This window comes from Achromobacter sp. ACM01, assembly GCF_014851745.1.
GTDB classification, from domain to species: Bacteria; Pseudomonadota; Gammaproteobacteria; order Burkholderiales; family Burkholderiaceae_B; genus Achromobacter; species Achromobacter aegrifaciens.
In genome coordinates this window covers 22,831-36,104 of the sequence record NZ_JACVAF010000004.1, presented here as the reverse complement: position 1 = coordinate 36,104, position 13,274 = coordinate 22,831, and the positions used below count along the sequence as shown (strand labels likewise).

The window sequence follows — 13,274 nt, the reverse complement described above, 5'->3', positions numbered from 1 at the left end:
ATTTCCCTGCAGTGTGGGGCGCTTATTTTTCGCCCCGCAACCTCAACGCATTGAATATCACCGAAGCCGAACTCAAACTCATCGCCAGCGCCGCGATCATCGGCGACAGCAGCCAACCCGTGAACGGATACAGGACGCCCGCCGCTATCGGCACGCCGATGCCGTTGTAGACAAAGGCGAACATCAGGTTCTGCCGCATGTTGCGCACGGTGTCGATCGAGATCTGGCGCGAGGCGGCGATGCCGCGCAGGTCGCCCTTGACCAGGGTCACCTGGCCGCTGTTCATGGCTACATCGGTGCCCGTGCCCATGGCCACGCCCACGTCGGCGCGCGCCAGCGCGGGGGCGTCGTTGATGCCGTCGCCCGCCATCGCCACCACGTGGCCGTCCTTCTGCAGTTTTTCCACCAGCGCCAGCTTGTCGGCCGGCTTGACCTCGCCGTGCACCTCGTCGATGCGCAGCGCGGCGCCGACGGCGCGGGCGGTGGTCAGGCCGTCGCCTGTCGCCATCACGATGCGCAGGCCGCTGTCGTGCAGGTTCTGGATGGCTTCATGCGTGCTGGGCTTGATCGGGTCGGTCACCGCCAGGATGCCGGCGAACTGGCCGTCCACGGCCAAATGCATGATGCTGGCGCCTTCGCCGCGCAGGCGCTCGCCGTCCGCGCGCAGCGCGTCCACCCGCACGCCTTCCTGCTCCATCAGGGCGGTGTTGCCCAGCGCCAGGCGCTTGCCTTCCACCGTGCCGCGCACGCCTATGCCGCTGCCGGAATCGAAGTCCCCGGCCTTGGCCAGCGCCAGGCCCTGGGCGCGCGCCGCGCTGACGATGGCGTCGGCCAGCGGGTGTTCGCTGCCCTGGTCCAGGCTGGCCGCCAGGCGCAGCACTTCGTCGGGCGTATATCCGGGGGCGGCGATGGCGGTGTCGAAGGCTGGCTTGCCTTCGGTGAGCGTTCCGGTCTTGTCCACGATCAGCGTGTCCACCTCGCGCATTTTCTCGATCGCGCCAGCGTCGCGGAACAGCACGCCCTGCGCCGCGGCGCGGCCCGTGGCCACCATGACCGACATGGGCGTGGCCAGCCCCAGCGCGCAGGGGCAGGCGATGATCAGCACCGCGACCGCGTTGATCAGGCCGTACACCCAGCTAGGCTCCGGCCCGAAAAAGCCCCACACCAGCAGCGTGGAGATCGCCACCAGCACCACGGCAATGACGAACTTGCCCGCCACCACGTCCGCCATGCGCTGCATGGGCGCCTTGGAGCGCTGGGCGTTGGCGACCATCTGCACGATCTGCGCCAGCATGGTGGCTGCGCCGACCTTTTCCGATCGCATCACCAGGGTGCCGCTGGTGTTGAGGGTGGCGCCAATCAGCTTGTCGTTCTCGCGCTTGCTGACGGGCACGGGCTCGCCGGTAAGCATGGACTCGTCCACGGCGCTGCGGCCTTCGGTGACGACGCCGTCCACCGGGATCTTCTCGCCGGGCCGCACGCGCAGCAGGTCGCCCACATGCACATGGTTCAGCGGCACGTCTTCCTCGCTGCCGTCAGCGTTTATACGCCGCGCCGTCTTGGGCGCCAGGCCGAGCAAGGCCTTGATCGCGGCGGACGTCTGCGAACGCGCCTTCAACTCCAGGATCTGTCCCAGCATGGTCAGCGAAATGATGACCACGGCGGCTTCGAAGTACACCGCCACGCGGCCCATCGATACAAAGGAATCCGGGAACACGCCCGGCGCCAGCGTGGCGACCACGCTGTAGATGAAAGCCGCCGCCGTGCCCAGGCTGATCAAGGTCCACATGTTCGGGCTGCGATGCACAAGGGATTGCCAGCCGCGCACGAAGAAGGGCCAACCCGTCCAGAACACTACCGGCAGGGATAGCGCCAGCTCCAGCCAGCTCTGGGTCGCCATGTCGAACCAGCCCAGACGATGGCCGAACATGGCCATCACGGCGACGATGAGGGTCAGGGGCAGCGTCCACCAGAAGCGGCGCTGAAAGTCCTTGAGTTCGCTGTTGTCTTCCTCGTCCAGCGGGATGAGCGGTTCGAGCGTCATGCCGCATTTGGGGCAGTTCCCGGGGTGATCCTGGCGGATCTCCGGGTGCATGGGGCAGGTGTAGATCGTGCCCGCGGGGACATCGGTGGGGGCATCGGCGGGCGCGGCTGGAAGCGCGGTGGCATCGTCGTGGCCCGCGTGGCGCTTGCCGTGACCGTGATGCTGGTGCGCATCATGGCCGCCGTATGCATGCGCAGCCTGATCCTCTGGCTGTCCCTGCGGCACCAGATGCATCTGGCACTTCGGACAGCGTCCCGGATGGTCCTGGCGGATTTCCGGGTGCATGGGACACACGTAGAGCGTGCCGTCTTTCGATGCCGCGTCGCCGTGACGAGAGTGATTCATACCCATCCCTTTCGAGTACTGGTGTGATCCTTCGTGCGCCTATTATGCCCAGGCTGGGGTGTTTGCGGCGCAACCGCTGGCCGCAGTGGTATCGCTGCGGAGCCGGCCGCAGCGATGGCCCATGGCGATCAGCCCTTGGCCGCCGGGGAAGTCGCGGGTTCCGCCGCCGAGGGTGCATCACCCGCCGGGTTCATCATCGATCCCATCATCTGGCGGCAACCTTGCATGTCGGCGCCATTGGCGGGCATGGACTTCATGTGGGCGGCCATCAAGGCCTGGCGCTCTTCGGGCGTCTGGGCGGCGGCCATTTTCTGGTGCATGCCGTTCATGGCCTGCATGTGCGCCTCCATGTTCTTCATCATGCTGGCGTCCGGCGCCATTTGCGGCTTCGTGGCCGATTCGCCCGCCGCAGGCGACGCGGGATGATGCGCGGCATGATCGCCGTTCCCCGCCTGCGCGTGGGCCGCGCCGAGCAATCCCAGGCTCAACGCGCACGCGCTGAACAAGGTGGTCAGGGTCTTCATGGTCAGCTCCTTTCTGTGGTCTGGAAGTGCATTAACTCCAGTTTGGAGTGCTGACCGGGGCGAGGAGGTTACGCGCGGATTACTTTTTTGTAATGTTGCGGGGCAGGCGGGCGTACATCCGACACGATGTGGCGGTCATTGGTTATCAGGCCATCGCGTAAAAATCGCATCCTGCTCCAGCGCGCGCTTGCGCCAAGCATTGAGCAGGTCGGCCAAAGCTTCGTGGGTCAGCCCGTAAGTTTCACCCAGGCTGGAATTGCGGCCGACGAAATGCTTGTTGAGCCCGGCAGTGCCGCTGCGTTCGACCGCAGCATCGTCGAAGACAATCAGCTTGGGCACCGCGCGGCTGGCTCTGATCACGTTGAACTCGCTGGTGTCTTGCCAGCGTATTGTCCTGCCGTTCCACACCTGTCGCGCTTGAAAGCCGTCGCGCCCCAGGCGCAGGCCGATGTCGTCCTTGGCGGCGCGCACCAGCAGCATGACCGCGCCGAGCAGAAAGAATGCGGCGCCCGGCCAGAGGATCAATTGCTTGAGAGGCGGCAGCGATTCCTGCAGCAGCATCCACAGGATCACGCCACCGAAGCCCGCGGACAGCAGCGAGAACGCCAGCAGCTTGCCTTTCGCGGCCTTGAGTTCCAGGGGGCCTGGGTACCGCGCCAGCAGTGTTGCGGCCGAGCGCGAGTCGCGCTGCAGCAGTTGCGGCCAGATCTGCAGGACGGCAGTCGCGGCGCAGACGCCGAAGAACAGCGTGACGGGAATGCCTGCATCGGCGCCGTCCCGGATCATTTGCGAGCCCAGGTAGACGAACGTCAGGCTGATCGCCAGGCAGACATAGAAGAGCAGATTCGCGAGCCGTCGACTGGGCTGGCGCTGTGCAGTTGGGGTGGCGGGCGGCTGTGTCATGGATGCTGAGTGTAGACGCCTGGTCGGCAGAGGGAGTTCATCAAGGCTGATGCCGGGCCAGCACTTCGTCGCGGGGGCCCGCATCCACCACGCGTCCGGCTTCCATCACCACGATGGTATCGAAACGGCTGAGCAGGCTGGGCCGGTGCACCGAGGCCACGATGCAAGCGGTCGGAAACGCGGCGTACATGCGGTCGAACACCCGGCCTTCGGCTTGCGGGTCGAGCGCGCTGGTGGGCTCGTCCAGCAGCAGCAAGGAGCTGCCCTGCGCGGCCAGCGCCCCGCGCGACAGGGCCAGGCGTTGGCGTTGCCCGCCGGACAGGTTGCTGCCCCGTTCATTCATCGGACTGGCGAGACCCTCGGGCATGCGTTGCAGCACTTCGTCGAACACGCCGGTATGCACGGCGGCTTGCAGCGCGGCCGCGTCGGCGGGTTCGCCGAAGGTGAGGTTTTCCTGCACGCTGGCTTCGAAGACTTCGGCTTCCTGCGGAATCAGCGTGGCCAGCGTGCGCAGTTCTGCCCAGTCCACCGGCTTGCCGTCGCGCAGCAGTTCGCCGTGTTGCGGCGGATAGAGTCCGGCAAGGGTGCGCAGCAGCGTGCTCTTGCCGCCGCCGCTGGCGCCGATCAGCGCGACGCGCGAGCCGCGCCGCAGCACCAGGTCGACGCCATGCAGGCCGCCGCGTCCTTCGTCCGAATAGCGCCAGGTGGCGCCGCGCAACTCCAGGGTCTGCCAAGGCGCGTCGGCTTGGACCGCGGGGACGGCGGCATTGGGGTTGCCCGGGGCCTGCCAGATGGGTTCGGCGCTGCTGTAGTCGGTGTGCATGCGCGCGAAGCTCTGGAAGTTGGAGGCGATGGCGCTGACCACGGACGCGGCCTGCTGGGCATATTGGTAGATCATGAAGATGGTGCCTAGCAATAGCGCCTGCCCGGGCTCGCGGTGCCGCAGCACGTACTCCACGACGAGGATCCAGGTGAGGCACATGCCCGCCAGGTCCACCACGCACCATTTCACTTCGTTGATCCACAGGGCACGGCGCAGGGGCTTCATGACCGCCTGCAGGCGGCGGCCCAGGATCTTGCGCGAGGCGGCTTGCAGCCGCAGGCCGATCACGGTGCCGGCGTTGCTGACGAAATCGAGCAGCGCCGCGACGTAGCGGCGTTCCTGGTCGTTTTCGTCGCGGGCCAGCCGCATCAGCGCGAGGTCGAAGCGCAAGGTGACCAGGGCGATGATCAGGTAACCGCTTACGGCGATGATGCCGCTGACATGGGACAGCAAGGTCAGCGCCACCAGCGGGCCGATGAAGTTCAAGGCGCTGTGCAGGTAGCCGTACATGCTGCGGGCAAAAGCGGCCAGTGCGCGGCTGGATTGCAATACGCGATGCTGCAGGTCGCCGGAATGCCTGCCGTCGCGCCAGGTCAACGGGGCGGCAGCGATGCGGGCATAAAGATCGTCGGCCTGCCGTTCGCGGACATGCACGCCCACATTGCCTTCGAGGACGCGTCCGGGGCCATGGAATACCCAGGACATCATGTAGCTGCCAACCAGGAACAGGATCCACAAGCCGGCGGTGGGCATGTCGTTCTGCTGCAAGGCATTGATGGCGTGCGAGGCCAGCCAGGGCAGGGTCAGCTTGACCAGTTGCGCGCCCGACAGCAGCGCGATGGCGCCCATCAGCTGCCGCCGCGCGCCGTCGGCATAGTGCCAGAGCGCGCGACACAGCACGATCGCCGCGCGGCCCATGCCGACGGAGGAAGAGGGGGAAGAAGAATCAGGCTTCATCGCGTGGAGGGGAAGTCAGGGGGGGCACGGCATGATTATGCTATCCGACAGGCGCCGCCGCGCTCCAAAGCAAAAAGCCCCGCCAACGGCGGGGCCAAGTGCTTGAATTCATTGGTGGCCTGGGGCGGAATCGAACCACCGACACAAGGATTTTCAATCCTCTGCTCTACCGACTGAGCTACCAGGCCAACGCGAAAGTCCGCCACTATACACAATATCCGCGTCACGTGGGCGGCGGCCCGCCATCGGGCGCCGCGCGGCGGGCTTGCGCGAGGACGGCGCCGGCTTCCGGGGAAATGCTGCGCAGGTGCAGGTCGGTCTGCGGATAGGGGATCTCGATGCCGGCCTGCGTCAGCGCCTCGTACATCCGCGACAGCATGTCGCTGCGGATGGACATCCACTGATCGAAATCCGGCGTCCAGGCGCGGATGCTGAAATCCAGCGTGCTGGCGCCAAATCCCATGAAGAGCGCGATCGGAGCCGGCTGGGTAGAGACCCCCAGGGTGCCGCGCGCCACCGAGCCCAGCAGTTCGATGGCCTGCGCCGGGTCCGTGCCGTAGGCCAGGCCCAAGTTGATCTCGATGCGGCGGTTGCGGTCCAGCATGGTCCAGTTGGTCAGTTTTTCCGACAGCAGGGTGCCGTTGGGGACCACCACGTCGGCGCCTTCGAAAGTCCTGATGCGGGTCGCGCGCATCCCGATCTCGCGCACCTGACCAGAGGTTTCGCCGATTTCCACCACATCGCCGGGCTGGATGGGGCGCTCGAACATCAGGATCAGGCCCGACACGAAGTTGTTGACCACGTTCTGCAGGCCGAAGCCGATGCCCACGCCCAGGGCGCCCAGCACCAGGGCCAATTGGCTGGTCCTGACTCCGGCGGCCGACAGCGCCACTGCCAGTCCCAGCAGCAGCACCGAGTAGTAGGTCAGCGAGGCGATGCTGTTGCCCACGCCGCGCGGCAGCGGCATGCGCGCCAGCACTTCGTCGTGCAGCACCAGGCGGATCGCGCGCGCGGCCCAGAACGCGATCAGCACCGAGATCGCGAACACCAGGATGTTGCCCAGGCTGATGGTGATGTCGCCGAGCGCCAGCGTGTACGAAAGCACCTTCGTGGTGAAGGCGTAGGTCGCGCGCAGGATGCGGAAACGGTCCATCGTGTAGATGGCCCACCCCGCGACCGCGCTGGCCATCACCAGGCGGATCAACAATTGCACCAGCGGAGGAGCATGCTCGCGCGCGATGCGAAAGCGCGACACGCCGGGCCGCGCCAGCATCAGTTGCAGCAGGGTGACGATGATGGTGACCCCGGCGTAGAGCATCAGCCCGAAATAGCCGCTGCTGATGACGGCGCTGGTCAGCATCTCGGCCATCGACAGGTTGCCGATCAGGTTGGCGACGCCGGCAATGGCCAGCAGCGCCACCGCGGCCCAGGCGCCGATGCGCACGGCCCGGTGCAGCCGGCCGGGAGCCTGGGCAGCGCTGCCGCGGCGCTTGGCCCGGGCATGCAGCCACAGCGCCGTGGCCAGGGCCAGCAGGGTGATGACGAGGTTGTGCAGCCGGTACAGCGTTTCGCTGGCCAGGAAGAAAATGCCCAGCCGCTCGGCCAGATACAGGCCGGTGATGGCATAGGGCCACAGGTCCAACTGCTCGCGCGCGGTTGGCGGCAGCAGGCGCAGTACCGGGACGACCGCCAGCAGCAGGGCGATCTGCAGCACGATCAGCGGCGCGTCCGACTCCAGCAGCTGCACGCCCATCATGGCCAGCAGCAGCCAGGCTGACAGCGGGCGCCCAAGCACCCGCGCGGCCGTCTCGCTCATTTCGCCGGCCCTGATCGCGTGGCGGCTGTGCCAGGCCAGCCATAGCAACAGGGGCAGCAGCACGACTTGCAGCACGTGCAGGGCCAGTTGGTTGCCGGTATCGGCCGCCGCGTACTGGCGGGCGAAGCGCAATTCCATGTCCAGGCCGCTGCGCAGGTAGGCCTTTGCATCGCTGCGGGCGGTGGGCGTGAAGGTGGCGGCCCACAGCGGCGGTCCGTCAAGTTCGAGCAGGCGGGCATCGATGTAACGGATGGCGTCGGCCACCGAGCGCTGTCCGGCCTGGATGCGCTCTTCGACGGAGTTGGCGCGCTGGCCCAGCGCAATCTGGCGGCCCAGCGGCACCGACAAGGCCTGTTCGGCCCGGGTCAGTTGCGCGATGACCGAGTCCATCCGCGCGGTCAGGGCGGGCGGCAGATCGGCGGCGCCGGGGGCTCCCTTGAGCGCCTGCCAGGCTTCGCGGCGGCGCGCCAGCTCGGCGGCATCGCTGGCGTAGGCGGCGGTCGCCTGGCGCATGTCCTCCTGCCAGTCGGCGAAACGTCTCGCATCGAACATCCAGTGCCGCTCCAGGCTTTCCAGCCGCATGATCGGCAGGGTGCGCAATTGGGCCGGCAGGAATTGCTGGAGCTTTTCGTCCACGGACCGGGAAATCGATTCCAGGCGCGGCGCCAGCGAATCGGTGGGGTCGGCCCCCGTGATGCGCTCCATGACGCTTTCGGCATAGCGGTGGTCGGTGTCCGCGCGCAGCGGGATCTCTGCCACCAGGATCGCGTGGGCTTGCGTGGAGGCCGGGGCGGGGGAGGTCGGCGCCGGCGCGGCGCCCTGCGCGTAGGGGGAACCGAGCAGGCTGGCCAGCAGTGCAATCAGACCGAAAAGCGCTTTTGCTCTTGCTGTTGCTTGGGCGCGCATGTCGCGGCTCCGGTGGATGGATGCGGCGGGCTACAAAAAAAATGGCGTCTTACGATATCGCGGAAGCGCGCTTGAGGGAAAGGGCCGTCCGGAAAGCAAAAAGCCCAGCCCATAAGGGCTGGGCTTTTTTTGGCCTCGGATAGAAGGTAGGACACTCGCACAAAAACTGTCTCGTCGGTGATATTCGCTATTCGCGAATAGCGAATATCACCCTGAGATGGAACTAAAACCCCAAGACCTGCTGGTATTGCTAAAGGTGGCCGCCCATCCGCCGCAGCGCTGGACTTATGCCGCGCTGGGCGCAGCGCTGTCCATGAGCGCTTCGGAAACCCATGCGAGCGTGAAGCGTTCCGTGGCTTCGGGCTTGGCGGTGGCGCCGGCACGCGGCCAATGGTCACCGGTACGTGCCAACCTTCTAGAGTTTGTCGTGTACGGCGTGCGCTACGTCTGGCCGGCCACACTGGGCCCGGTCAAGAGTGGCGTCCCGATAGCTGTCGGCAGCGACCCCCTGGCCAGCCAATTGACGGCAGCTCCAGGAGAGGCGCCCGTCTGGGCATACCCCACGGGCTCATCAAAAGGGCCCACGCTTTCGCCGCTCTACCGCACAACACCGCAGGCTGCTCTATCGGACCCGGCGCTGCACCGCCTGCTCGCGTTGTTGGATGCCTTGCGCACCGGGCGCGCCCGCGAGCGTGAGCTTGTCACCAAACTTGGAGCTTTCGCCAGCCGAGGGGGCGGCGACTTCATGAACAGCCATGACCTGGAAGATGTGTTGAACATCATCGATGGACGTGGGGAACTGGGCGCAGAACTGGCCGTCGCGACAGACCAAAGCAAAAAGCCCCGCTTTCGCGGGGCTAAGTGCTTGAATCTTTTGGTGGCCTGGGGCGGAATCGAACCACCGACACAAGGATTTTCAATCCTCTGCTCTACCGACTGAGCTACCAGGCCAACGAAGTCCGCAACTATACACAATTTTTGAGGCTTGCGCCAGTCGGAGGCGAAAATCCTGAGATATGTCGTTTCCCGGCCGGGCCGCCGCATGAATCATGGGCCGACTGTTGGTCAGACGGCACGAAAGGTGCGACCCAGGGTCGCGCCCCGGGGGTGAAATGGCCTGGGGATAACCCGCAGGGGTATAATGATTAGCGGTCTGACGCTACTCCAGGTTTGAATATCCCGGTGCGGCGCCTCGTTCTTAGTGGCAGTACTTAACGCTTACGCGCGGATGGCCCGGCCATCCTTCCCACATGTCGGTAGCTGTCCTTGCCTTCGGTCTGAATCACACGTCCGCGCCGGTTTCGGTCCGCGAGCGTGTTTCCATGCCCGTCGATCTGGTGAAGCCCGCGCTGGAAGGCCTGCGCTCGGCATTCGGCGGCTCGGTCCGCGAAGCCGCCATCCTGTCCACCTGTAACCGCACCGAAATCTATTGCGCCGCCGACGGCCACGTGGCCGATCAACTGCCCGCCTGGCTGGCTGATTACAACCGCCTGGACGCCGGCACGCTGCGCCCGCATCTATACCGCCATCATCAGGACGACGCCGTGCGCCACGCTTTCCGCGTGGCCAGCGGCCTGGATTCCATGGTGCTGGGCGAAACCCAGATCGTGGGCCAGATGAAGGACGCCGTGCGCGCGGCCGGCGAAGCCGGCTCGCTGGGCACCTTGCTGCACCAGATGTTCCAGCGCACCTTCTCGGTGGCCAAGGAAGTCCGGTCGCAGACCGCCATCGGCGCGCAGTCGGTGTCCATGGCCGCCGCCGCGGTGCGCCTGGCCGAGCGCGTGTTCGGCAATCTGGACCAGGCCCGCACGCTGTTCATCGGCGCGGGCGAAATGATCGAATTGTGCGCCACGCACTTCGCCGCGCAGCGGCCGCGCAGCATGGTGGTGGCCAACCGCACGGCCGAACGCGCCGAGGTCCTGGCCAACCGCTTTGCGGCCAGCACCATGAAGCTGTCGGACCTGACCGACCGTCTGTCCGAGTTCGACGTCATCGTTTCCTGTACGGCAAGCTCCCTGCCCATCCTCGGTTTGGGGATGGTGGAACGGGCCACGCGCCTGCGCCGCCACCGCCCCATGGTCATGATCGACCTGGCCGTGCCGCGCGACATCGAACCCGAGGTCGGCCGCCTGGACGACGTCTATCTGTATTCGGTGGACGACCTGGGCCGGCTGGTGCAGACCGGCACGGACGCGCGCCGCGCGGCCGTGGTGCAGGCCGAAGCCATCATCGAAACCCGCGTCCAGGGCTTCATGCACTGGATGCAGTCCCGCGAAGTGGTGCCCGTCATCCGCGACCTGCACCAGGCCGCCGAGGACGTGCGCAGCGCCGAGCTGGAACGCGCCCGCCGCCTGCTGGCGCGGGGCGAATCGCCGGAAGCCGTGCTGGAACAACTGGCCCACGGCCTGACTCAAAAGTACCTGCACGGCCCGCTGGCGGCCCTGAACCGCAGCGAAGGCGACGACCGCAAGCAATTGCTTGCCTGGATGCCGCGCCTGTTCCCCGGCCGCGACTCCCGCCGTTAGCGACTTTGCCCCACGTCCCGCCTCCTGGCGGGCGTTCGTCTTTTGGGCGCCCGCTATCCGCTTTCCCGCTTTTCTTTTTGGTCATTCCCCATGAAATCTTCCATGCGCAGCCGGCTGGAGCACCTGTGTCACCGCCTGATCGAGGTCGACGCGCTGCTCGCCGAACCGGAAACGGCGTCCGATATGGACCGTTTCCGCAAGCTCTCGCGTGAACGCGCTGAACTGGAACCCGTGGTCGAGGCGTTCACGGCCTTCGCCCGCACCGAGGATGATCTGGCCGCGGCGCAAGAAATGCTGTCCGACCCGGACCTGAAATCCATGGCCGAGGACGAGATCAAGTCCGGCCGCGTCAAGCTCGAGGAACTGGAAGGCGCATTGCAGTTGCTGCTGCTGCCGCGCGACCCCAACGACGGGCGCAGCGTGTTCCTGGAAATCCGCGCCGGCACGGGCGGCGATGAAAGCGCGCTGTTCTCGGGCGACCTGCTGCGCATGTACACGCGCTACGCGGAACAGCGCGGCTGGCGCGTGGAACTGATGTCCGAAAGCGCATCCGAGCTGGGCGGCTACAAGGAAGTGATCGCGCGCATCGACGGCGATGGCGCCTATGGCCGCCTGAAATTCGAGTCCGGCGCGCACCGCGTGCAGCGCGTGCCCGCCACCGAGGCGCAGGGCCGCATCCACACCTCCGCCTGCACGGTGGCCATCATGGCTGAAGCGGACGAGATGTCGGAAATCGTCATAAACCCCAGCGACCTGCGCATCGACACCTTCCGCGCCAGCGGCGCGGGCGGCCAGCACATCAACAAGACCGATTCGGCGGTGCGCATCACCCACTTGCCGACGGGGCTGGTGGTGGAATGCCAGGATGACCGGTCCCAGCACCGCAACAAGGACAAGGCCATGCAGGTGTTGGCCGCGCGCCTGAAGGACAAGGAAACCCGCGAACGGCAGAGCAAGGAAGCCGCCGAGCGCAAGAGCCTGATCGGTTCGGGCGATCGCTCCGAGCGCATCCGCACCTACAACTTCCCGCAGGGCCGCGTGACCGACCACCGCATCAACCTGACGCTGTACAAGCTGCAGCAGATCATGGAAGGCGATCTGGAAGAGCTGACCGGCGCCTTGATCTCCGAACACCAGGCCGAGCAGCTGGCGGCCCTGGGCGACGACATCTGAGCCCGGCCATGACGCCGCCCCAGCTGAAAAGCCTGCTGCTCGACACGCGCCTGCCCCGCCTGGAGGTGCGCATGCTGCTGGAGCACGTGCTGGCCAAGCCGCGCGCCTGGCTGCTGGCGCACGATACCGACCCCTTGCTGCCTGAAACGGCCGCGGCCTACGAGGCCCTGGCCCAGCGGCGCCTGGCAGGGGAACCCATGGCCTATCTGCTGGGCCACCGCGAATTCATGGGTCACCGCTTCCGCGTGACCCCGGACGTGCTGATTCCGCGCCCGGACACCGAGGTGCTGGTGGAGACCGCGCTGGAATGCCTGGCCGGCCTGGCCGCGCCCGCGGTGCTGGACCTGGGTACGGGAAGCGGCGCGATCGCCATTTCGATTGCGCTGGCGCGCCGCGACGCCCGGGTGATGGCGTCCGACGTCAGCTCCGCCGCGCTGGCGGTCGCCGCCGGCAACGCCTGGGACCTGGCCGCATCCGTGCGCCTGGTCGAAGGCAGCTGGTACGAGGCCGTGCCAGCCGGCGAGGGCTTCGACCTGATCGTGTCCAATCCGCCCTATGTGGCCTGCGACGACCCGCACCTGGACCAGGGCGACGTGCGCTTCGAGCCGCGCGGGGCGCTGACCGACGGCGCGGGCGGTCTGGAAGACCTGGCCCGCATCGTCCAGGGCGCCGGCCGTCACCTGAAACGGGGGGGATCCCTGTGGATGGAGCATGGCTGGGACCAGGCACAAGCCGTGCGGGGCCTGCTGGCCGCGGCCGGATTCCAGGACGTGCACAGCCGCCAGGACCTGGCCGGCATCGAGCGTATTTCCGGCGGCCGGCTGCCCGCCTGACCGCATTCCCGGCGGGACGCCCGGGGTATCCGGGCGAATTTTCCCGCTGTACCTATAATTGGCGTATTCCGTTATGCCTGTCCAAGAGACCACCATGAGCGACGTTCAAGAATTCATCCGCGAAACCGTGACCCAGCACCCCGTCGTGCTGTTCATGAAGGGCACCGCCCAGTTCCCGCAATGCGGCTTTTCCGGCAAGGCCATTCAGATCCTGAAGGGCTGTGGCGTGAAGAAGCTGGTCACCGTCAATGTGCTGGAGGACGACGAAGTCCGCCAGGGCATCAAGGAATTCTCCAACTGGCCCACCATTCCGCAGCTGTACGTGGCCGGCGAATTCATCGGCGGCTCGGACATCATGAACGAGATGAACGAATCCGGCGAACTGAAGACGCTGCTGGACCAGTCCGGCGCAACGGCCTGATCAG

Annotated in this window: 9 protein-coding genes and 2 tRNA genes; 4 read left to right on the top strand and 7 right to left on the bottom strand. The window is 66.6% G+C overall.

The window, feature by feature from the left end:
- Positions 1-22: 22 nt before the first annotated feature.
- The 7 genes from IB268_RS20585 to IB268_RS20555 form a co-directional block, all read right to left on the bottom strand.
- Positions 23-2,389 (bottom strand): copper-translocating P-type ATPase, encoded by a 2,367-nt coding sequence (locus IB268_RS20585; protein WP_370540029.1) that lies wholly within the window; start codon positions 2,387-2,389, stop codon positions 23-25.
- 128 nt (positions 2,390-2,517) lie between these two features.
- Positions 2,518-2,913, bottom strand: coding sequence for a hypothetical protein (locus IB268_RS20580; RefSeq protein WP_125470471.1), 396 nt, complete (start codon positions 2,911-2,913; stop codon positions 2,518-2,520).
- A 135-nt stretch (positions 2,914-3,048) separates the two neighbouring features.
- Complete coding sequence (locus IB268_RS20575) at positions 3,049-3,816, bottom strand: hypothetical protein (RefSeq protein WP_125470470.1); 768 nt, start codon at positions 3,814-3,816, stop codon at positions 3,049-3,051.
- 40 nt (positions 3,817-3,856) lie between these two features.
- Positions 3,857-5,596: an ABC transporter ATP-binding protein gene (locus tag IB268_RS20570; protein WP_225591442.1), complete on the bottom strand. Its 1,740-nt coding sequence runs from the start codon at positions 5,594-5,596 to the stop codon at positions 3,857-3,859.
- A gap of 112 nt (positions 5,597-5,708) precedes the next feature.
- A tRNA-Phe gene (locus tag IB268_RS20565) sits at positions 5,709-5,784 on the bottom strand.
- A 35-nt stretch (positions 5,785-5,819) separates the two neighbouring features.
- On the bottom strand, positions 5,820-8,318 hold the full coding sequence (locus IB268_RS20560) for a mechanosensitive ion channel family protein (protein WP_192354739.1): 2,499 nt from the start codon (positions 8,316-8,318) through the stop codon (positions 5,820-5,822).
- Between the two features lie 875 nt (positions 8,319-9,193).
- Positions 9,194-9,269 (bottom strand) — tRNA-Phe (locus IB268_RS20555).
- A 299-nt stretch (positions 9,270-9,568) separates the two neighbouring features.
- Between IB268_RS20555 and hemA the strand changes: the two genes are divergently transcribed.
- The 4 genes from hemA (at position 9,569) to grxD (ending at position 13,270) form a co-directional block, all read left to right on the top strand.
- Positions 9,569-10,843: a glutamyl-tRNA reductase gene (gene hemA / locus IB268_RS20550; RefSeq protein ID WP_042796220.1), complete on the top strand. Its 1,275-nt coding sequence runs from the start codon at positions 9,569-9,571 to the stop codon at positions 10,841-10,843.
- 90 nt (positions 10,844-10,933) lie between these two features.
- Entirely contained in the window at positions 10,934-12,016 is a 1,083-nt protein-coding gene (prfA, locus tag IB268_RS20545; RefSeq protein ID WP_054457628.1) for a peptide chain release factor 1, read from the top strand.
- An 8-nt stretch (positions 12,017-12,024) separates the two neighbouring features.
- Complete coding sequence (gene prmC / locus IB268_RS20540; protein WP_054457627.1) at positions 12,025-12,849, top strand: peptide chain release factor N(5)-glutamine methyltransferase; 825 nt, start codon at positions 12,025-12,027, stop codon at positions 12,847-12,849.
- A 94-nt stretch (positions 12,850-12,943) separates the two neighbouring features.
- On the top strand, positions 12,944-13,270 hold the full coding sequence (grxD, locus tag IB268_RS20535; RefSeq protein WP_042797530.1) for a Grx4 family monothiol glutaredoxin: 327 nt from the start codon (positions 12,944-12,946) through the stop codon (positions 13,268-13,270).
- Positions 13,271-13,274 lie beyond the last annotated feature (4 nt).